General features: G+C 41.5%; 18 protein-coding genes and 1 pseudogene. 9 read left to right on the forward strand and 10 right to left on the reverse strand.

The features are described from left to right. Nucleotides 1–186 precede the first annotated feature (186 nt). Entirely contained in the window at nucleotides 187–609 is a 423-nt protein-coding gene (locus tag RMZ42_RS28445; RefSeq protein ID WP_322674561.1) for a hypothetical protein, read from the forward strand. 234 nt (nucleotides 610–843) lie between these two features. Here RMZ42_RS28445 and RMZ42_RS28450 read toward each other — a convergent pair whose 3' ends face one another. From RMZ42_RS28450 to RMZ42_RS28460, 3 genes are all read right to left on the reverse strand, one after another. Next, a complete protein-coding gene (locus tag RMZ42_RS28450) occupies nucleotides 844–2,433 on the reverse strand; it encodes an alkaline phosphatase (RefSeq protein ID WP_322674562.1) in 1,590 nt (529 codons plus the stop codon). Between the two features lie 223 nt (nucleotides 2,434–2,656). After that, complete coding sequence (locus RMZ42_RS28455) at nucleotides 2,657–3,205, reverse strand: PEP-CTERM sorting domain-containing protein (protein ID WP_322674563.1); 549 nt, start codon at nucleotides 3,203–3,205, stop codon at nucleotides 2,657–2,659. 433 nt (nucleotides 3,206–3,638) lie between these two features. Further along, a complete protein-coding gene (locus tag RMZ42_RS28460) occupies nucleotides 3,639–4,523 on the reverse strand; it encodes a glycoside hydrolase family 75 protein (protein ID WP_322674564.1) in 885 nt (294 codons plus the stop codon). A gap of 419 nt (nucleotides 4,524–4,942) precedes the next feature. Here RMZ42_RS28460 and RMZ42_RS28465 point away from each other — a divergent pair, with 419 nt between their 5' ends. Beyond that, nucleotides 4,943–7,129 (forward strand): ATP-binding protein, encoded by a 2,187-nt coding sequence (locus RMZ42_RS28465; protein ID WP_322674565.1) that lies wholly within the window; start codon nucleotides 4,943–4,945, stop codon nucleotides 7,127–7,129. Here RMZ42_RS28465 and RMZ42_RS28470 read toward each other — a convergent pair. Beyond that, nucleotides 7,115–7,327, reverse strand: coding sequence for a hypothetical protein (locus tag RMZ42_RS28470; protein ID WP_322674566.1), 213 nt, complete (start codon nucleotides 7,325–7,327; stop codon nucleotides 7,115–7,117). The two genes, RMZ42_RS28465 and RMZ42_RS28470, sit on opposite strands and share 15 nt — an antisense overlap. A 173-nt stretch (nucleotides 7,328–7,500) precedes the next feature. Here RMZ42_RS28470 and RMZ42_RS28475 point away from each other — a divergent pair, with 173 nt between their 5' ends. Beyond that, nucleotides 7,501–8,148 carry a class I SAM-dependent methyltransferase gene (locus RMZ42_RS28475; protein WP_322674567.1) on the forward strand — a complete coding sequence of 216 codons (648 nt, stop codon included), beginning with the start codon at nucleotides 7,501–7,503 and terminating at the stop codon, nucleotides 8,146–8,148. Between the two features lie 54 nt (nucleotides 8,149–8,202). On the opposite strand, the gene RMZ42_RS28480 is transcribed toward RMZ42_RS28475, so the two are convergent. Further along, nucleotides 8,203–9,000, reverse strand: a complete 798-nt coding sequence (locus RMZ42_RS28480; RefSeq protein WP_322674568.1) for a dienelactone hydrolase family protein — start codon at nucleotides 8,998–9,000, stop codon at nucleotides 8,203–8,205. Between the two features lie 433 nt (nucleotides 9,001–9,433). Between RMZ42_RS28480 and RMZ42_RS28485 the strand changes: the two genes are divergently transcribed. Next, complete coding sequence (locus RMZ42_RS28485) at nucleotides 9,434–9,973, forward strand: DUF2267 domain-containing protein (RefSeq protein ID WP_322674569.1); 540 nt, start codon at nucleotides 9,434–9,436, stop codon at nucleotides 9,971–9,973. Between the two features lie 66 nt (nucleotides 9,974–10,039). Here RMZ42_RS28485 and RMZ42_RS28490 read toward each other — a convergent pair whose 3' ends face one another. Continuing rightward, complete coding sequence (locus tag RMZ42_RS28490) at nucleotides 10,040–10,231, reverse strand: element excision factor XisI family protein (RefSeq protein ID WP_322674570.1); 192 nt, start codon at nucleotides 10,229–10,231, stop codon at nucleotides 10,040–10,042. Nucleotides 10,232–10,342: 111 nt separating this feature from the next. Between RMZ42_RS28490 and RMZ42_RS28495 the strand changes: the two genes are divergently transcribed. Next, on the forward strand, nucleotides 10,343–10,912 hold the full coding sequence (locus tag RMZ42_RS28495) for a Uma2 family endonuclease (protein WP_322674571.1): 570 nt from the start codon (nucleotides 10,343–10,345) through the stop codon (nucleotides 10,910–10,912). A gap of 44 nt (nucleotides 10,913–10,956) precedes the next feature. On the opposite strand, the gene RMZ42_RS28500 is transcribed toward RMZ42_RS28495, so the two are convergent. From RMZ42_RS28500 to RMZ42_RS28515, 4 genes and pseudogenes are all read right to left on the reverse strand, one after another. After that, nucleotides 10,957–11,730 (reverse strand): hypothetical protein, encoded by a 774-nt coding sequence (locus RMZ42_RS28500; protein WP_322674572.1) that lies wholly within the window; start codon nucleotides 11,728–11,730, stop codon nucleotides 10,957–10,959. Then, the gene (locus RMZ42_RS28505; RefSeq protein ID WP_322674573.1) at nucleotides 11,723–12,856 is read right to left on the reverse strand and encodes an ATP-binding protein; all 1,134 of its coding nucleotides are present in this window, start codon (nucleotides 12,854–12,856) and stop codon (nucleotides 11,723–11,725) included. The genes RMZ42_RS28500 and RMZ42_RS28505 overlap by 8 nt, the downstream gene beginning before the upstream one ends. 48 nt (nucleotides 12,857–12,904) lie before the next feature. Next, nucleotides 12,905–13,180 (reverse strand): DUF433 domain-containing protein, encoded by a 276-nt coding sequence (locus RMZ42_RS28510; RefSeq protein WP_322674574.1) that lies wholly within the window; start codon nucleotides 13,178–13,180, stop codon nucleotides 12,905–12,907. A 105-nt stretch (nucleotides 13,181–13,285) separates the two neighbouring features. Beyond that, nucleotides 13,286–14,608 (reverse strand): annotated as a pseudogene (locus RMZ42_RS28515) (site-specific integrase); the annotation flags it as partial. A 695-nt stretch (nucleotides 14,609–15,303) separates the two neighbouring features. On the opposite strand from RMZ42_RS28515, the gene nifK reads away from it, so the two are divergent. The 4 genes from nifK to nifN all read left to right on the forward strand — a co-directional run bounded on the left by nifK (nucleotide 15,304) and on the right by nifN (nucleotide 20,220). Further along, nucleotides 15,304–16,839: a nitrogenase molybdenum-iron protein subunit beta gene (nifK, locus tag RMZ42_RS28520; protein ID WP_322674575.1), complete on the forward strand. Its 1,536-nt coding sequence runs from the start codon at nucleotides 15,304–15,306 to the stop codon at nucleotides 16,837–16,839. 181 nt (nucleotides 16,840–17,020) lie between these two features. Continuing rightward, nucleotides 17,021–17,368: a Mo-dependent nitrogenase C-terminal domain-containing protein gene (locus tag RMZ42_RS28525; RefSeq protein WP_322674576.1), complete on the forward strand. Its 348-nt coding sequence runs from the start codon at nucleotides 17,021–17,023 to the stop codon at nucleotides 17,366–17,368. 132 nt (nucleotides 17,369–17,500) lie between these two features. Continuing rightward, nucleotides 17,501–18,883, forward strand: a complete 1,383-nt coding sequence (gene nifE, locus RMZ42_RS28530) for a nitrogenase iron-molybdenum cofactor biosynthesis protein NifE (protein WP_194043637.1) — start codon at nucleotides 17,501–17,503, stop codon at nucleotides 18,881–18,883. Then, nucleotides 18,883–20,220: a nitrogenase iron-molybdenum cofactor biosynthesis protein NifN gene (gene nifN / locus RMZ42_RS28535; RefSeq protein WP_322674577.1), complete on the forward strand. Its 1,338-nt coding sequence runs from the start codon at nucleotides 18,883–18,885 to the stop codon at nucleotides 20,218–20,220. Before nifE ends, nifN begins: the two co-directional genes overlap by 1 nt. Nucleotides 20,221–20,407 lie beyond the last annotated feature (187 nt).

The following is a 20,407-nucleotide window of genomic DNA, read 5'->3' on the forward strand; positions in this document are numbered from 1 at the left end:
GTAAAATCAACTTTGACTTTCTTAAACCCCAGTTTGCTTTCTCATTTCAGTAGTTAGCGCATTCATGACAACGATCGCTATGTAGCAAAAACTATTGCAGATTTGCCGAAATTCTCCCAAGCTGATCTATACGTAAATTTTTTAAGGTAAAGAATATTAACCGTATTAGATTACAAGGTATAGATCATGGCTCGGAGAAAAAGAACTTCTGTAGTGTTAGAAAAAGCAGTGCGCCGTGCGGCTAGCATAAACTCTATCGATCCGAGGTTAGATTTAGGCAATGGACTTACCTTACCTGCTTTCTCAACTCTGATCGAGACGATGCGATCTAAAGAAAATGCTTACAATAGTGCCCTTTCCAGCTTAGATAAGTTGTATCGGGAAATGCTAGAAACAGAAAGCGAGTTGGGAGATATGACAGAACAAATGCTAATGGCAGTTGGAACTCGATATGGCAAAAGCAGTATAGAGTACGGTATGGCGGGAGGAGTTCCTAAAAATCAGCGTCGTAAGGGACAGCGAGAAAAGTCGCCAATCAATGATGAGCAACCCTCATTTGTTGCCAGTATGGAGAGCAAAAATGGAAACAAACCAGTAGCGACAACTTAATATATGCTATTCTACACAAAATTTTTTCAAGCAAAAATAATTGCATAAACGCATTCGCAAAGCGTCTGGTAGATATCGCTCTCCGTAAGAAAGAGACGTAGCACTGCTACGTCTCTATCGACTTGCAAAAGTCAATTTTCTGAAAATGAAACCAGAGGTGGATATAGATAAACACTGATGATTTATTTATATCCATCTATGATTGTCTGCTTGTGATACCTGGGAATTAAACGATTAGACTTGTTGTATTTCTGGACGACCATCTTCAACCACAAATGAAGCCCGCTTACTAATTGTGCCAAATGGAGTTGTGACGTTTGATAAAACTAGATAGTCTGTTTTGCAGGTTGTAGCAGTCAGCGCACAGCGAACATACCCCCGTTGACCGTTGAAGAACTTAATGTGTGGGTTATCGGGTAAGTAAGCTTCAACATTTGGGGTGGTATCTGCCCCATCTCCACCAGAGGTTATTGAAGTACAGACAAATTCACTCCCGACCGTAGCAGATTCTGGATTATTAAAGTCAGCCTTTAAATTCATTGCCCAGTTGGAATGGATATCGCCTGATAATACGATTGGATTAGATGGTTTGCGTTGTTCTAAGAAACGCATGAGGCGATCGCGGGAAGCCACATAACCATCCCACTTATCCATGCTATAAGTTGCGCCTTTCCCTGGTTTTGTGTCTATCTGAGCAACTACAACTTGCTGGGCTAAAACGTTCCACTTAGCCTGTGAGCGAGCCAAACCATCATATAGCCAATTTTCCTGACGCTTGCCAGTAATCGTTGCATTCGGATCTAAATTTTCTGGGCAACGTTCTTTAGTACCATCACCACATGGCTGATCGGTGCGATATTGGCGGGTATCTAAGACATGGAAGGTGGCTAAGTTACCAAAGGAAAGCCGACGGAAAAGTTGCATATCGGCGCCAACAGGACGCGAGAAGGGGCGCAGTGGCATATGTTCGTAGTAAGCCTGATAGGCAGCAGCCCGTCGTTGAAGGAAGATTGCCGGATTCTGGTCTGGTTCAGTATCAACTTCCGAGATGTCGTTGGCATAGTTGTTTTCCACTTCGTGGTCATCCCAGGTAACAATCCAGGGAAACGCTGCATGAGCTGCTTGCAGATTGGAATCAGTTTTATAGAGGGCGTGACGGTTGCGGTAATCTTCCAAAGTCACAATTTCTGCACTGTTATGCTGTCTGGGGCGATTCTTGGAAATTCCTCCTTCATAGATATAGTCGCCAACATGCACTACCAAGCTGAGGTCGTCCTGGGCAAGATATTTGTAAGCAGTATAGTAGCCCTGCTCATAGTGCTGACAAGAGACAAGGGCAAAGTTTAATTTATTTAAGTAGCCACCTGCTAGAGGAGCTGTACGAGTGCGGCCAATGGGGCTAGCATCTTGGCCGACAATAAACCGATACCAGTACCAACTATCAGATTGCAGTCCCTCTACCACAACTCGAACTGAGTGAGCTAGTTGTGGAGTTGCAAGTACCGTACCTCTGGAGACAATACGCTTCATATCGGGATCGGTAGCCATTTCCCAGCGAATTGGCACATTAGTAGGTGGCATTCCACCTCCATTTAAGGGTTCGGGAGCTAGACGAGTCCAAATCACTACGCTGGTAGGATAGGGATCGCCTGACGCTACACCCAAAGTGAAAGGATAATTAGAAAATCTGCTTCTAGCGATCGCTCGTGGATCGGAAAATTGGTTAGCGATCGCCAAACCAGACAATGCTCCTGCTCCGATAATTAAGTTGCGTCGTTTGATTCGACTGTGTAGGAACTGCTCAAAATTCCGGTAATCTACCATTTTCTACTCCTGACTAACAGGTAAGTTAAAACGCAGCAACAGCTAACACGAAGAAGGCAGGGTGGTCTTAGGCAAACTTCGTAACTAACTCCCTTACCAAAATCAGGTTTTAATTCCTAATTTTTCTGGCATCAATGTATTAGATGTTGTTTTTCCAGATAAAAGCATATTACTAAGAGATTAATCCTTGGCAAAGAAAGCGTTAATATCAACTTAACCAAGATTAGATTTTAATCTTTTTCATTGATGCTACTTTTTTCTTGATTATCCAGCCAAGACTACAAGCAAAAAGAGCGCCAACTAAAGGTGTAGGTTCAGGTACTTGTGTATACGAAACTCTACCTAATATGGGTTTAGCATCTGGAGAAGTTCTAGAGAAAATTGTCAAATCTTCACCAATGATTTCATAACTTATAGAACTGGAAGGATTAGATTTATCGTTGAACAGATAGTCTAATGCTAAAGATGTTTGTCCAGTTGAAAACGTAGTTGGAAATACTAGGGGAAATTCTGGATATTTGGTATCATCTTTTTCAGTGTAAACGGTAGAGTCACCGTCAAATTGGAAAGAAAGTGACTTAATGGCGGCTACGGGATTCTCTTCATTACTAAAAGTTGAGTCATCAAAGCTAAAAAAGCCATTTCCCTTAGTTACGGGACTATCAACTGTGAAAGCGTAATTAATAATTGCAGCAGATACAGATTTGGCATCTACAGTAGCAAAACCTAAAATCGAAGTAGCAGCAAGCACTAATTGTGGAACAAATTTCATTTCAGTTTTCCTCACCATAAACTTCTGTAAGCAATACACACTGCAAGGTATAAAAGCAGTTTGTTTACAACTTGCTGATTTCCCAAATGGGTATTCATCACTGAGTAGAACAGTGATGAAAATCAATGCTTTTTCCCTTTTTGAGAAAAAGAAACTAGTCTTCAAATAATTGAAGTCGCCCTATTTTAAAATTGTGAGTTTAAGCAGACTTTAATTAAAGGTAAAATAAAATAAAATTTAAGTTAGCGAATAAAAGAGTTAGCAGTTAACTAAAACATTTATATTCAACTGGAGACTGGCGAACAGGTGGCGTTCTCTGGGGATAAGGGGTAATGGGGACTGGTTGTACTGGAAATTGGGAGGATGAGTATATATTCATATCTCACCCTAAATGTTGTGTAATTATACTACTGATTGAAATGCAGAATGTGGATTATAAAGACTTGATCCGTTCTACGCCACCCCATATTTCAAAAAACCGTTGAGTTTCAGCTTCTATTTCTGAAATTGTTCTTGGCTGTCCATTTCCAGAACCCGGAAAAACAATATAAACGATATCCTTGGGAATTCCTCGCTTGACTCTTGATTGTACTAGTGGATCGTTTCCAACAGCCTGAGACAAAGCGATTGAACCCTCTCCAATCTGGTTTTTCGGGCCAACATCAGCATAAATTGCAAAAGCGAGTTTTTCATTGCTAGTGTTATAAATAACTGCCAAATCTCCTAATTTAACGCCTGTAGCTTTTCTAAAACCATCATTTCCTGGAAGAACAATATACGGAATCTTTGTTGAATCAACATAGCGGCGTGGATCTTGTTTAGCAAATCCAGAGTCGCATAATGCAGTTGTAGAAATATAGTATCCAGGATATGGATCGGTACTGCCTTGAATAAATGGATTGCCGTTTTTATCTACAGCTAGTGCCCACCAGTTATCTGAATACCCAGCATTTGCCAAAAAATCAATCCCTTTATCTGCGGGGTGATAAGCATTAGGCGCACCATCAGCATTAATGCTCATCCCTGCTTCATAGAAAAATGCAGATTCTCCATTTGCCTGGAGAATGGGAATTTCACCAATTTTAATCACAGTCTTGAGCGAAAATTTTGTGACTGGACTCAGGAATTTTTGAGCGACAAAACCTTCTAAAGTTTTTCCTTCAATAATAGTTGCAACTTTCCACCACTTTTCATTATCCGAATTTTGAATTTTAGATACAATATATCCTTTGGGAAGAGATGCTAATTGATTAGCTTCATCAACAATCGGTGCTGAACGTATATTCAAACTATCTGAGATTACTTGAAATTGCTGCATAAACTACTCCAAATTTAAAAGTTGAACTCATCAAAATACATTGAAAAAACCAAATTTTGTGCTGATGCGATCGCTAATATCTAGAACGTCTTAAACTCTGATTTTTTGTGTCGCGCCAGCTGGGGGGCAATACCTGATTTTCCTGCTTTGAAGCAAGGCAAATACATGACAAAGAACCCCCGCAACGCAGCCTAAATCTAAATGTCACTTACTAAATCGCTAGATTTCGATCCCCAACTGCTTGCAGACACCCAGAGGGTGGAAGTTGGGGATCTGGGCAGCAATTTTTGCCTAAGAAAGTACCATTCCACCCTAAAGCCGCCTTTGACTTGAGAAAAAAATTTCAACAAATGTGAGTATGCGAACATCTTGGGAACTATAGAAGCAAATCAAATCAGCACAACTTTCAGCTTCCAGCAATGAAGACTCCCTATCTCAGCAAAGCTAAGGCGTTCCCATTACAGATTGTTCTTATTGTTCCCTTCCTGATCCAAATTTTTGCAGCAGTCAGCTTAGTAGGTTATTTGTCTTTTAAAAATGGACAAAGAGCAGTTAACGACCTAGCCGAACAGTTGATAGAGCGTACTAGCGATGTCGTGGATGAACACCTAAAGTCTTATCTTTCCATTCCACAAACCCTTAATCAGATCAACGCAGATGCTATTCACAGGGGACTATTGGATGTGGGCGATCGCCAAACCCTTGGCAAGTATTTCTGGGATCAGATGCAGGCTTATGACCTAACTTATATTGGTATTGGACTAACAACGGGTGAGGGGCTAGGAGCTGCTCGTTATGATGGCAAAACTATTACCATTGATGATTGGACTGCCAAGCTTTCCAATAATACTTTCACTTATGCCACAGACGATCGAGGTAATCGAACTCAAATAAATACTCGATGGACTTGGAACAATTTTACTGAATCTTGGTATACCCAGCCCATCGCTGCTGGTAAACCTATTTGGGCAAAGATTGTGACTGCAAATTTGCCAACGGGGCCTTACATCAGCGCCTCTGCTAGTCGTCCGATTTATGATTCGCAAAATCGCTTACTAGGAATGATTGCAACAGACATTCACCTATTAAAACTCAGCGATTTTTTACGCAGTTTGAATATTAGTCAGTCTGGGCGAGTGTTCCTTTTGGAGCGGGATGGCACATTAATTGCCAGTTCCGGTACAGAGAAGCCTTTTGTTGTGGTCAATCAAAAGATCCGGCGATTGCACTCGATCGATAGTTCCGATCCAATCATTCAGAATGTTGGCAGACACTTCCAAACCTCTGGGTTTGGGTCTATCACCCAAGACACAGATTTTCAACTTGAGATGGAAGGAAAACGGCATTATGTCCATGTTTTACCTTGGCGTGAAAAATATGGTTTGAATTGGCTGATGGTGGTGAGTGTGCCAGAAAACACATTCATGACCCAAATTAACGCCAACACGCGCACCACGATCGCTCTTTGTTTTGGCGCATTAGTCATTGCTTCTGTGATGGGCGTGTTTACCTCTTATTGGATTGTCCGCCCGATTTTGCGCTTGAATTGGGCAAGTGAAGCAATGGCATCTGGTAATTTCAATCAGACATTAGAAACTAGCCCCATTCAAGAACTTAATAGCCTATCTAACTCTTTCAACCAGATGGCAGGGCAATTACACGAATCCTTTAGTGCTTTAGAAAAAAGCAAAGAAGAACTAGAAGAACGGGTAGAAGAACGCACTACTGAACTTAAAAATGCATTAGGAGAATTGCAGCGCACTCAATCTCAAGTTATTCAAAGTGAAAAAATGTCTAGTTTGGGACAACTAGTGGCTGGAGTCGCACACGAAATTAATAATCCAGTCAACTTTATTCATGGCAACCTTGCCCATGTGCAAGAATATACTCAGGATTTATTAGCACTAATGCAGTTGTATCAGCAATATAATCCCTATCCTGCTGCTGAAATTCAAACCGTTTCTGAAGACATCGATTTAGAGTTTTTGCAGGAAGACTTGCCAAAAATGTTGTCTTCGATGAGAGTAGGCACCGATCGCATTCGCCAAATTGTACTGTCGTTGCGAAATTTCTCTCGCATTGATGAAGCGGAATTCAAACGGGTCAATGTTCATGAAGGCATCGACAGCACTTTGATGATTTTGCAGCATCGCCTTAAAGGTAAACCAGAACAACCTGAAATTGAGGTGATTAAAAACTACGGCACTGTACCCTTAGTAGAATGCTATGCCGGACAACTCAATCAGGTATTTATGAATATTTTAGTAAATGCGATTGATGCGTTAGAAGAAAATAATACTAAGCTTACATATCAGGAAATTAAGGAAAATCCCAGTCAAATTAAGATTCGCACATCGGTAGTTAATTCAACGTGGTTAGAAGTGGCGATCGCTGATAACGGAGTTGGTATTTCTCAAGAATTTCTGCAACGAATATTCGATCCCTTTTTCACCACTAAACCCGTTGGCAAAGGAACCGGAATGGGTATGTCCATCAGCTACCAAATCATCACAGAAAAACATGGCGGTAAACTAGAGTGTTTCTCAACTCCTGAAAAAGGAACCGAGTTTATCATTCAGATTCCTCTGCGGTTAAAGAATGGTTGAGGCTGCGATCGGGGAACAGGAAGATGTAGAGAGTTTTGAATTATACAGCAGATTGCAAGTTGGGGAAGAGTGTACTTCATTGACTTGCAAAGTGCTGTTAGTAACAATACCTTTGCTAATTTCCGAAGCTTGAACAATGATTTGCCGTTTATGGCGATCGCTCGCGATTTTTGATAATACACCAACTGCTCTTGTCACTTCGCTGTTATAGATATTGTTCGGTCAAAAGACAATTATAAAGTTATTTTGTTGGTAAAAGAGTATACAATGAAGTTTTTTTGTTGGTTAGAGAATATACAAGTTTTGGGCGCAAACAGATTATACAGTTGAACAGATAGTTAAAGTCAGTAGTTCTGTTTGTTAAAAAATCTATGCAAATACATCAGGTGATTGAAACCTACGATCGGGGATCGGTAGATTATGACGCAATTATGAAGCGTTACTGGCACATCGAGCGCGAACCCTTAATTGCCTCCTTGCAGCTCAAACCAGGACAAACCGTATTGGATGCTGCGGTAGGAACTGGTCTTAATCTTCCAGCCTATCCTGAAGGTGTACGTGTGGTCGGTGTCGATCTCTCTGAGAAGATGATAAATGAAGCACGTAAAAAACGCGTATCCGCAGACATCACCTTCAAAGTATCGGATCTCTGCAATCTTGATTTTCCTGATAATACTTTTGATGCAGCAGGATCGGGATTTACCTTCTGTGTCGTTAGCGATCCAGTCCGCGCCCTTGCAGAGATCCTGCGAGTTACTAAGCCTGGTGGCTTGATTGCCATTCTCGATTACTGCAAATCGCAAGATCCAGAGATTCAGAAATGGCAAGAATTAATATCTGATGCAGCTTCACAGCTAGGCTTCCCGACTGACAAGATCAAGTGGGATGCATTGATGGATTATGACGAATTGATTTACAACAGTAAGCTGACCATTGAAGTGCTTGCAGACGATCGCATAGAAAATCCAAACCCGTTTTTATGTGGTTGTCAATTCCTGCTGAAAAATTCCAAAGCTTAAAGGCAATAGGATCGCACTCTTGTTCAATGAGTGCGATATTTACGACAAGTCGAATCACAAGTGATTTTGAAACAGTTCTAAAACATGTTGCCAAGCATCAGGAGCAGCTTCAGGATTATAACTTGGGTGTTGTTCCATAAATGGGTACTTGTCTTTGAAAAATCCGGCAAAGAATCCATGTCCTGCATCGTATCGAAATACACGATGATTGATTTGATGTTTCTTTAATTCTGCCTCAATTTGCTCGGTTTCCTCCTGTGAAACTAATGTATCTCTTGTACCATAAAATGCATAAATAGTACCTTTGATTTCCGAGGTGCGATTAATAGTTGGAGTCTCTTCGCCATAACTAGAAGTGGTAATTCCACCACCGTAAAACAAAGCTGTTGCTTTGATATCAGGGAAAGTTGCAGCCATATAAGCAACATGACCGCCAAAACAAAAACCAATCACACCGATTGCATCATCTTTGACATTGGGTAAAGTTTTGAGATAAGTAATGGTAGCTTGAATATCGCTCAATATCTCTTGATATTTTACTTGTTGATAATATTCCAACCCCAGCCTATAGCTTTCTGGACTGAACCCAACATCTTCAGCGCTAAAATCAGCTTCAAAACCGGGAGCAATACGTTGATACATCGCCGGGGCGATCGCTACATAACCTTGTTTAGCGATTAATTCCGTAATATCCCTAATATTACTATTGATTCCAAAAATTTCTGGAAAAACTATAACTGCGCCAAAGGTTCCGTTTTGTGCTGGTTGAGCTAAGTAAGCATCAATTTCTAAGTCATCGTTGGGTACTTTGACATAGGAAGTGTGAATTTCGATGTTTTTTGTTTCTAGCATCTTTGTTTCGGCTGCTTTTATACTAACTCATCTATTTTGACTGTTTTTTGATACCAATGAGTGATGTCTACAACGAGCAAAAACACTAAGAGTATTGCTCTACTCAATAGACTTCTTGGCATTTGTGGGGTAAAGGGGAAAGGATGAAATTTTCCCAAACCCAGTAACCTTTCACATGCACCCCAACGTCAAGGCAAAAGTTACTTTTGCAAGATATCTAATAGATATGATATTTTCAGAAATTAAATATGTGCGATCCAAAACCTTTGTAGGGGCGTAGTCCTGCTACCTGTATCCATGCAAATCAGATGAATTTCTAACTTTTGAATAAATGGCATCTCAAACTTCTGGAAGATTCCAAGGCTTTTTGATTTGTGCGACCTTACATAAAGTAAGCATAAAGACTCAAAATTAATAACCACAAGAAAAAACAATGCCAGATCAAAGTTTTAGAACAGATATTCCAGAAGTTGACCCAACGGAAATTGAAGATAATCGAACTGCGATCGCTGACGAACATCGTTCGTTCCTGGAAAAAGTGCAGGTCAGAGCCGGGTTTGCAGACCCCTATGATGCCAGAGACTTTACCGAAATTGTGTTTCGCGTGATGCGCGACTTAATGACCACAGAAGCTAGCGATCGCGTCGAGGCAGAACTGCATACAGAGGCAGTGCCTACAGATGAAAAAGCACTCCAGTTTGAAGTATCCGATCTCTGGAGAGACAGCAATCCACTTGTGAGATTTTTGAGCCGGGTTCGTCCACCTTGGCAAGGCCCTGGTATCTTTAAGATCGATTCCGATCGCTTCCTGTTCCGAGTTGCTAACGAAGGTGGAAAACCGGGAACAGTAGACCGAGAGGAAGCGGTTAAAGCAGTATTTTCTGCTACTAAAGACGAACTTTCCGAAGAACGAATTCAGGAAATTGCTAGCTGGCTACCTGATTATGTACGTCAGCTTTGGGAGCAAGCTTAATTAGAAGTATAAAAAAAGTAAAGTCTGTTTGTGAGTAGCGATCGCAAACAGGCTTTTTCAATAGGTTTAGCCTACAGCAAACTCTGTATACTGCCTTACATGAGGTGCATGATATGCTATCACTATATCTTGCTTAGGCACTCCCTCGGTCACAAATTGAAAAGATAAAGTCTTTTGCCTAAATTCTATCGTGCATCCCACTAAAGCAGCACCAGGTCTAGATAAATTCGGCTTTGCATAACCCGAAAGATATCGCACAGTCTTTTGTAGAAAAAAGAATATATAGACCGCAAGACTATATCACCTCACTAGTAAATCTGTGACAAAATAATATTGTTGTTTCATAGCTAATGCGATCGCTCACGACCTATGATTTCTACCATCTCGCGCCGCTACAGCTTGGATGAATATCGTGCGATCGAAGAAAAAGCCGAAGGACGCAGCGAATATCGAGATGGAGAAATTGTACCCATGCCTGGAGGAACCCTTAAACACAGCCGCATCGGTCGGAACATCTTGACCTATCTTACTTCTATGATGCGCGATACTCAATTCGAGCCAATTAACAGCGATTTACGGCTGTGGATTCCCGAACATCGACGCGCAGTATATCCAGACGTAATGATTTTTGACGGCGAACCGCAACTAAATGGCGATCGCTCAGATGAAGTCTTGAATCCCACACTGATTGTTGAAGTTCTATCTCCTTCCACCGCAGATTGCGATCGACTCAGTAAATTTCGGATGTATCGCTCAATTGCAAGTTTTAGCGAATATTTATTAGTCGAGCAAGATGAACCTTTTGTGGAACGCTACAGTAAACAAGCTGAAGGTTGGTTGCTCAGTGATTTTAGCAGCTTAGAGGGATCTATTTCTTTAGATTCAGTTGCGATCGCATTATCGATGACAGAAATTTATCGCGGCGTTGTTTTTGAATAAATCAGCTTTGTGACGATGTATGCTTTGGGAGGGGTGCGAATTTTTTACTTAGACAAAATAATTGGAATCAAGTGTTGCTCAATTTCTTGAATGTAGGCTGTCAAACCTGTATGAACACCTCTTTCACGTAGAAGGTTCAAATTTGTATCTTCCCAACACTGTTGTTCGCGTTCCATATCTTTGCCTGTTAGCCGCTCAACTACTACTTTTGGATTTCTAATTCTATCGGGTTCTTCATGTGAGGTAGAGCGTAATCTGTGTGATTCTATGCAAGGGTCGAAATTCAATCGAGCTTTGATTTGTTCTAGAATTCGTTCTTCTTGATTAGACGGAATAAACCCATTGAGAACCCATGCTTCACGCTTTGGGTTAGCTGCACCAATAACAATTTTTAGTTGGGGCTGTCGATTAATATGTTCTGAGCGTGCTTGCTCAAGCCCTTCTCTACGCTCTGGTTGATTGTCTAAATCACGGATAAAGATAACAGCTTTAATCTGTCGCGTTCTTTGAAGAAAACGTACCAAATTAAGAACCTTGATAGATGCTGCTCCATCGGCTTTTAACGATAGATTCTTACTATCATGGCCTAGAAATCTTGGAGGTTTATATCTTAGTTGGTCTTTTGCATCATCAATGATTTTTGTAACGTCGCTCCAGCAGGAATGTTCTGTTCCTACCTGTAAGCCACTCCAGTTAAATATATCTTTTATTAGTTCAGGTTCTAACCAATCGATTTGCTCCATCAAAATGCGCTCGGCTAATTTAGTAGCTGTTCTTGCATCTGCACCACTTTCCACTATTACAATGAACTCAATCACTGACTTCTCCTGCAACAACCCACTCTTCACCCTCAGCATCCCAAAACTCACCAGTTGTCAAAGTTTGTTTTGCCCATTCCACATCAGGATGTTCATCCAAACGTTTGGAGATTGTGAATCCAGAATTACTGTTATTTAATATATGTACTTGAGAAGGAACAAGCTCATCAATAATATAAGGAGAGTGAGTAGAAAAAATAATTTGCAAATTTGTATTGTATTGAATGATTTCCTTAAAAACAGTCATTAACTCACGTTGTGCCTTTGGATGAAGTCCCTGTTCCACATCATCTAAAAAAACTAAATTAGGTTGAGTAGGGTTTATCAACACAGTTAGCAAACCTAATGTTAGCATTGTCCCTTCGCTAATTGCATGGGCTGGAATCCGATTACCAGTATTCATATCTAATATCACTTCTTGCCCTGTCATTTCCTGACTTTCTTCATAGGAAATAGACTTACCATCAACTTCGATTAAACGTTTGCGAATAACTGGAACCTTTGCTCGCTTTATACCAATTTTGCGAACATTTGGTACAATCCGACTCAACATTCCCTCTATTAATTCAAATTTGTCTGGAGCCTCATTACGCAAAAAATCTAAAGTGGGTGCTAATCCAGAACCGTCAAACTCAACTCTCGGCCTAATCTCTTCACTGTAAGCTGCTTTAGCAAGATTACTTGCAACTAGTTTCAGGTAAACAGCATATTTCAGAGATTGAGAAATTGGAGATGGAGATTCACTTAAAGAACTTGACCATCCTTCTAATTCTCCTGGATTTCCATTTATGTTCCATGATGCTATGGGATGCCAATAATCATTATTTTGCTGCTTCCAACTATAGGAAGCTTCCCAATTCTGCCGAGTGCTAAATCTCCAAAAACCACTTGCAGTAACAGAAATATCTTTTTTTCCAATTGTTGTAATGAATTCAGGTGATCTTTCATACTGAAAAATACTTTTAAATGGTGAAGCAGCAAGCCTACTGAGATTATGTAACGCTTGTAGTACGGTTGTTTTACCAGCGCTGTTTTTTCCCACGAGTGCATGTAATCTAGAACTATCAAAACTAAGTTCTGTATATTTATGACTTTTAAAATTATGAAGTATTACTTTTTCTAGCATTTTATTGCTAACATCCTTACACAAATAATTGAATTGATCTCATATTACTTAGCCCATTTCTGTAGCTAACCGCTTGTAGTCTGCTTTTTCAGCAGAGATGTACGCCTCAATTTCCTCTCGATTAACGTGATAATAAGTTAAAGCCGCATAAACTTGGACAAGATTTACATTTCCCATGCGTTCAGCAATTTCTTCTGCATTCAGCCCAAGTTTGTACAAAGCTGTGATGCGTTGAACAGAAACTCTAGTATCAGCAATGCGAGGGCGACCCCCTAGAGTTTCGGGTGACCTAACAATCAGTGTTCCAATGTCAGTAGCCGACATAAATATCTTAATGGGTTTATTTGGATGATTTTCACCTATAAATCATAGCAAATTCTCTAAATTTGGTATGATTTATCAGTAAATTTAACTTTGTTTATAAACCATTTACATTTTCAACTTTTCAACCTCCAATCTCAACTTATCATTCTCCATCTTCAACTTTGCATTCTCCTCCCTAATCAACTCAACTTCATTCCTCTTACTCAACGCCTGATTAATCGCCAACTTCCTCATATCTAGCGAAAACCAACGTTGATAAGTTTGCGTGTGAACTTGCACACTATGCCCCAAATTATCCGCCGCCGCTTTAATTGGGATTCCCAAAATATGCGCCCGGATTGCCCAAGCGTGACGTAAATCATAAGGTTTAAAATCTAATCCTATTTTGCGGAACCACCAACTAACTCGCTGTGTTAATGCCGTTATCTCAGCATGATTAGTGTTATCTTTTTTTGCGATCGCACTCCTCAACATCTCTAAATACTTCGGATTTCTTAAATCAAATTCCTCAATCCATCGTCTATGTAAAGGTAATGCTTCTCTTTCCCCAGTCTTAGAATCCTTATGAACTTTCCATGTCAAATCTGTATTTTCTTCACTCAACCACCAATCAATATCAGGATTAATAAAAAGTTCCCGTGGACGTAAACCAAAAACTGCTAACATTCCATACGTCCAGCGCCAAAGTTGCCAACTATTTTGAACGTTTTGATTAACTTGATTACCTCTGTTATTTTGATAAGCTTCAAACTTGATAATTCCCTCAGATATTTCCGCATCTGTAGGTATATTTCGGGAATTATTCTCAGGCATTCTGGAATATTTAGATAAATCAATTTCGATATTGAATGTCACACAAAATGCCGATATAGCTCTAGCTGCATTATACTTAGCCCATTCTTTATCGATTTGTTCAATTGAAGTTATCAAATTTTCTGCGATCGCTAAATCTTTAGGATTCGTAAATCTTTTAGTTCGGGAAAAGTAATAAAAAAAAGTATGTTGACTTTTAGTAGTTCGTTTATGAGTCTTAAAATACTCTTCTTCAAATTGTTCGAGTAATTCACCTATAGTTTTAAATTCTTTTTTAATTGCCTCATTACCTAAGTATTTATCATTCCACTCAAAAGTTTTACGAGCGATTAACTTCCCTAATTCATAAGCTTCTTCCTCAGCCGTCTTGAGTCCATCCAAGTTAGAGGGAATATTCAAGCTGAGATTATATTGCTTTCTCCCAGTACCGTTGCTATCTTTGTCTCCCGGCTTAATTGGTAACGTCGCCCGTAATTGCAGACTTCCATTCGATTCTCTAATTGTCACCTTTGCCTTTGCAGACTTCAAACGCAGATTAACTTTCTCTAATTCCAATAGTACTTTAGTTCTCATGTGTTCTTTTTGCTGCTGTGCTTGCAGAGATGAGCAAAAAAACGGGCGATTTTTTAATCACCTTGGTTCAGGACAACATTTAAATGATGCGTGATATCATGTCTGCATAATTAGTTACTATTCCCGCAGTCATTGCACCCCACCCCCAACCCCTCCCCGCCTGCGGGGAGGGGAGACAAAGCACAGCTTTGGCGGGGTGGGGTTCTTCGGGTTTAATAAGCAAGCAAGCGGACATGATATAAGTTCTGAACCTAATAATTATGCTGTCTTTTTAGCCTATATTTAGCCTAAAAATAAATGTGTTATCAACGAACAATGTTTAGAACAGACACTGTTTATTGCAAACATTAGGCTGTTGAAAAAAATTAAACCAAAAAAAGGATTACTCCGGCCCTTATCACGGTTATGACGGCTTCGCCATCTTCGCACGTGACATGGACTTGGCACTCAACAGCCCAACCTGGTCATTAATTGGCGCTCCTTGGAATGAAAAAGCTCAGGCTAAAAAGGCTGAAGCTAAAGCTAAGGCTGCCGTTTAGGGAAATGGGAGAGTGAGATAAGTAAGGATAACCTGGGGCTAAAACCCCAGGGGGGAGTTGGGAATCCAAAATTCAAAATTGAAAGATTAAAAATTCGTTTTGATTTTTGCATTTTGAATTTTGAATCATATTCCCACTCCCGCCTCAAATTCTCATTCCTCGATCAGTAAAGAATTCAGTAACCTTGGAGATCCAGAAATGCCTCAGAATCCAGAAAAAATTCAAGATCACGTCGAGTTATTCCACCAGCCTGAGTACCAACAGCTATTTGAAAACAAAAAGCAGTTTGAAAACGGTCACGAAGCCGAAGAAGTAACACGGGTTGCAGAGTGGACAAAGGGTTGGGATTATCGTGAAAAGAACTTCGCTCGTGAAGCTTTAACCGTTAACCCTGCTAAAGGTTGTCAACCATTGGGAGCAATTTTTGCTGCTGTTGGTTTTGAAGGTACTCTACCTTTCGTTCAAGGTTCTCAAGGTTGCGTTGCTTACTTCCGCACCCACTTAACCCGTCACTACAAAGAGCCATTCTCTGGTGTATCTTCTTCAATGACTGAAGATGCAGCCGTGTTTGGTGGTCTGCAAAACATGATTGACGGCTTGGCGAACTCTTACCAACTGTACAAGCCTAAGATGATCGCTGTCTGCACCACCTGTATGGCAGAAGTAATTGGTGATGACTTGCAGTCTTTCATCAACAACGCTAAGGAAGCTGGTTCAGTTCCTCAAGATTTCCCAGTACCTTACGCTCACACTCCTAGCTTTGTCGGTTCCCACATCACTGGTTACGACAACATGATGAAGGGAATTCTTTCTAACTTGACCGCAGGTCATAAGAAAGAAACCAGCAATGGTAAAATCAACTTCATCCCAGGTTTTGACACCTACGTAGGCAACAACCGCGAAATCAAGCGGATTGCTTCCTTGTTTGGCTTTGACTACACCATTCTAGCTGACAACAGCGACTACCTGGATTCACCCAACACAGGTGAATTCGATATGTACCCAGGTGGTACAAAGCTAGAAGATGCAGAAGATTCAATCAATGCGAAAGCTACAATTGCTCTGCAATCACACTCTACTCTCAAAACCCGCGAGTACATCGAAAAAGAGTGGAAGCAACCAACCTCAGTTTCCCGTCCTTGGGGCATTAAGGGTACTGATGAGTTCTTGATGAAACTCAGCGAATTGAGTGGTATCCCAATTCCTCAAGAATTGGAAATCGAACGCGGTCGTGCAGTTGATGCCATGACTGACTCCCACTCATGGATTCACGGCAAGCGCTTCGCTATCTACGGCGAACCAGATTTAGTATACAGCGTAGTTGGCTTTATGCTAGAAATGGGTGCTGAACCTGTGCATATCTTGGTTCACAACAGCAACGAAATATTTGAAGCAGAAATGAGAGAACTGCTTGCTTCTAGCCCCTTCGGTAAGAATGCAACCCTCTGGCCTGGTAAGGACTTGTGGCACATGCGTTCATTGTTGTTCACCGAACCAGTAGACTTCCTGGTTGGTAACACCTACGGTAAGTACCTGTGGCGCGACACCAAGATTCCCCTCGTGAGAATCGGCTACCCCATCATGGATCGCCACCACTTACACCGCTACGCCACCATTGGTTATCAAGGTATAATCAACCTCCTCAACTGGACTGTAAACACCCTGTTTGAAGAAATCGATCGCAACACCAACATTCCTTCTAAGACAGATATTTCCTACGACTTGATTCGTTAGAAATTGCGTAGAAACACAACGTGTTAATTAAAGGGTGAAGAAGGGGATTAGGGACTAGGGACTAGGGACTGGGGACTGGGGACTGGGAAAACGCCCAATGCCCAATACCCAATCCCCAATCACCAATCCCCAATCCCCAACTTCCCTTTTTCTTGATAGCATTTACCCAAGGAATTTATAGATGGAAACCATCAATCACACTCACGAACATACTCATACTCATCCTCATCCTAATTACCATCCACCTAACCAGAAAAAACCAGGATGGTTCCATAATCTTCTTAATCCGTTGCGTGGTGTAGTGGATGGAATTCAGGTTAAAAATAATCGCATCGCTCATCTAATTTGCCAAACAATTCCTTGTTGTTGTCCCTTTGAGCGACAAATTAAATTATTTGGGAAGTGTATTGATATTCCACCACTATGTAAACTCAATCCTTTATATGACGAATTTGTAGGATTGCGTTTCCGCGCTCTATCTTACCTGACCGATGTCTGTGGAGAGGATGTCACAAGATACATTTGTTAGTCATTGGTCATTGATCATTAGTCATTAGTCATTGGTCATTAGTCATTGCTAGAGACGCGATTAATCGCGTCTGTACAATAGTCAATTCAAATGACAAATGACAAAGGACAATTAACAATTAAGAGAAGAGAGATGAAAAGCACCCAAGGCAAAATCAACGAGCTGCTGACTGAGACAGGATGCGAGCATAATCAGCACAAACAAGCAGAAAAGAAAAATAAGTCATGCGCTCAACAGGCACAACCTGGCGCGGCTCAAGGGGGCTGTGCCTTTGATGGTGCAATGATTGCTCTAGTGCCGATCGCAGATGCTGCTCATTTAGTCCACGGGCCGATCGCCTGTGCTGGTAATTCCTGGGGCAGTCGTGGTAGTCTGTCGTCTGGCCCTCAACTCTACAAAATGGGCTTTACCACTGACTTGGGTGAAAATGATGTCATCTTCGGCGGCGAAAAGAAGCTTTACAAAGCGATTCTGGAACTTCACGAGCGCTACCAACCAGCAGCAGTATTTGTCTATGCGACTTGTGTTACAGCATTAATTGGCGATGATATGGATGCTGTCTGCAAAGCTGCGGCTGAGAAAATTGGTATTCCTGTTGTTCCTGTGATTGCCCCAGGATTCATTGGCAGTAAAAATCTGGGCAACCGTTTTGGCGGTGAAGCTTTATTAGAATATGTTGTCGGAACAGCAGAACCGGAACATACAACGCCCTATGATATTAACTTAATCGGTGAATACAACATCGCCGGTGAAATGTGGGGAGTAACACCACTGCTGGAAAAATTAGGCATCCGTATTTTGTCTAAAATTACGGGCGATGCTCGCTACAATGAAATTCGCTACGCCCACCGCGCCAAGCTCAACGTCATGATCTGCTCGCGAGCGCTGCTCAATATGGCGAGAAAGATGGAGGAGCGTTACAACATCCCTTACATTGAAGAGTCTTTCTACGGCATCGATGATATGAATCGCTGTCTGCGAAATATCGCTGCGAAATTAGGCGACGCTGATTTACAGGAGCGGACAGAAAAGCTAATTGCAGAAGAAACGGCTGCTTTAGATTTGGCATTAGCTCCTTATCGCGCTCGACTCAAAGGTAAGCGAGTTGTTTTATATACTGGTGGTGTTAAGAGTTGGTCGATTATTTCGGCTGCTAGAGACTTAGGAATTGAAGTTGTTGCTACCAGTACTCGAAAAAGTACTGAAGAAGATAAAGCCAAAATCAAGAAGTTGATTGGCAACGATGGCATCATGCTGGAGAAAGGCAACGCTCAAGAATTGCTACAACTGGTTAAAGACACTCGCGCAGATATGCTGATTGCTGGTGGACGTAACCAATACACAGCTTTGAAAGCTCGAATTCCTTTCCTTGATATCAACCAAGAACGTCACCATCCTTATGCAGGTTATGTGGGAATGATTGAGATGGCGCGGGAACTGTACGAAGCTTTGTATAGCCCGATTTGGGAACAAATACGCAAACCCGCTCCTTGGGAAGAAGAGGAAGAAGTTTAATGGCGATCGTTACCGCTTCTAACAAAGCACTGACAGTTAATCCCCTCAAGCAAAGTCAAGCTTTGGGCGCAACCTTAGCCTTTTTGGGATTGAAAGGGACGATGCCCTTATTCCACGGTTCTCAAGGTTGTACTGCTTTCGCCAAAGTTGTCCTAGTGCGGCATTTCCGGGAAGCGATTCCCCTAGCTACCACAGCGATGACGGAAGTCACTACAATCTTGGGTGGCGAAGAGAATGTAGAGCAAGCAATTTTGACTCTGGTAGAAAAAGCTAATCCAGAAATTATTGGTTTATGTAGTACTGGGTTAACGGAAACTAGAGGCGATGATATTGAAGGGTTTCTTAAGGAAATCCGCGATCGCCATCCAGAATTGAATGATTTAGCGATCGTTTTTGCACCTACCCCAGATTTTAAAGGTGCGTTACAAGATGGCTTTGCTGTTGCTGTAGAAAGCATAGTTAAGGAAATTCCTCGCGCGGGTGGACTCAGAACTGAACAAGTCACAGTTTTGGCGGGTTCTGCCTTCACACCTGGGGATGTACAGGAAATCAAAGAGATAATCACGTCCTTTGGACTCGTGCCGATCTTTGTACCTGACCTTGGCGCTTCTCTAGATGGACATTTAGAGGATGCTTATAGTGCAGTTACAGTCAGTGGGACTACGTTAAAACAGCTACGAGAAGTAGGTAGTTCTGCTTTTACCCTGGCATTAGGTGAAAGTATGCGGGGTGCTGCAAAGATTCTAGAAGAACGCTTTGGCACACCTTATGAGGTATTTGGCGAACTGACGGGATTAGAACCAGTAGATGAGTTTATCCAAGCATTGGCGATTCTGAGCGGTAACAGCGTACCGGAAAAATACCGCCGCCAACGTCGTCAGTTGCAAGATGCGATGCTGGACACCCACTTTTACTTCGGTGCAAAACGAGTTTCCTTAGCGTTAGAACCAGATTTGTTGTGGTCAACCGTGCATTTCCTGCAATCGATGGGAGCGCAAATTCATGCAGTGGTGACAACCACGCGATCGCACCTCTTAGAAAAACTCCCGGTTAAAAGTATCACCATCGGCGACTTAGAAGACTTCGAGAGTTTAGCAGGCGGTTCTGATTTGCTGATTGGTAACTCGAATGTGGGTGCGATCGCAAAACGCCTCTCGATTCCTCTTTATCGTCTAGGACTGCCCATTTATGACCGTTTAGGTAATGGTCAATTTACCAAAGTTGGCTATCGAGGCACGATGGAGCTTTTATTTGGCATCGGCAACCTGTTTTTAGAGGCAGAAGAAGCGAGAGTTAAACAGTTCCAAGAGTTCGGAACTGTGAGCGCAGAGTTTTGAATTCACACTTGAAATTCAAAACAGTTCAGTTAAGAGTTGATCCTCCCTAACCCTCGTTAAGGCATGTATACACAAGTCGAATTACCCCCCTTAATTCCCCCTTATAAAGGGGGGAAACAATAAATCAAATCTAGTTCCCTCCCCTTTATAAGAGGAGGGTTAGGGTGGGGTAAAACCTTGGTTAATC

This window comes from Nostoc sp. DedQUE05, from assembly GCF_034530955.1.
Lineage (GTDB): Bacteria > Cyanobacteriota > Cyanobacteriia > Cyanobacteriales > Nostocaceae > Nostoc.

Bases quoted from the DNA above. Each gene is read 5' to 3' on its own strand.
- RMZ42_RS28450 (WP_322674562.1), bottom strand. From the start codon at position 2,433: ATGGTAGATTACCGGAATTTTGAGCAGTTCCTACACAGTCGAATCAAA.
- RMZ42_RS28480 (WP_322674568.1), bottom strand. From the start codon at position 9,000: ATGCTAGAAACAAAAAACATCGAAATTCACACTTCCTATGTCAAAGTA.
- RMZ42_RS28465 (WP_322674565.1), top strand. From the start codon at position 4,943: ATGAAGACTCCCTATCTCAGCAAAGCTAAGGCGTTCCCATTACAGATT.
- RMZ42_RS28475 (WP_322674567.1), top strand. From the start codon at position 7,501: ATGCAAATACATCAGGTGATTGAAACCTACGATCGGGGATCGGTAGAT.
- RMZ42_RS28525 (WP_322674576.1), top strand. From the start codon at position 17,021: ATGGAAACCATCAATCACACTCACGAACATACTCATACTCATCCTCAT.
- RMZ42_RS28455 (WP_322674563.1), bottom strand. From the start codon at position 3,205: ATGAAATTTGTTCCACAATTAGTGCTTGCTGCTACTTCGATTTTAGGT.
- RMZ42_RS28485 (WP_322674569.1), top strand. From the start codon at position 9,434: ATGCCAGATCAAAGTTTTAGAACAGATATTCCAGAAGTTGACCCAACG.
- nifN (WP_322674577.1), top strand. From the start codon at position 18,883: ATGGCGATCGTTACCGCTTCTAACAAAGCACTGACAGTTAATCCCCTC.
- nifK (WP_322674575.1), top strand. From the start codon at position 15,304: ATGCCTCAGAATCCAGAAAAAATTCAAGATCACGTCGAGTTATTCCAC.
- RMZ42_RS28495 (WP_322674571.1), top strand. From the start codon at position 10,343: ATGATTTCTACCATCTCGCGCCGCTACAGCTTGGATGAATATCGTGCG.
- RMZ42_RS28510 (WP_322674574.1), bottom strand. From the start codon at position 13,180: ATGTCGGCTACTGACATTGGAACACTGATTGTTAGGTCACCCGAAACT.
- nifE (WP_194043637.1), top strand. From the start codon at position 17,501: ATGAAAAGCACCCAAGGCAAAATCAACGAGCTGCTGACTGAGACAGGA.
- RMZ42_RS28445 (WP_322674561.1), top strand. From the start codon at position 187: ATGGCTCGGAGAAAAAGAACTTCTGTAGTGTTAGAAAAAGCAGTGCGC.
- RMZ42_RS28505 (WP_322674573.1), bottom strand. From the start codon at position 12,856: ATGCTAGAAAAAGTAATACTTCATAATTTTAAAAGTCATAAATATACA.
- RMZ42_RS28460 (WP_322674564.1), bottom strand. From the start codon at position 4,523: ATGCAGCAATTTCAAGTAATCTCAGATAGTTTGAATATACGTTCAGCA.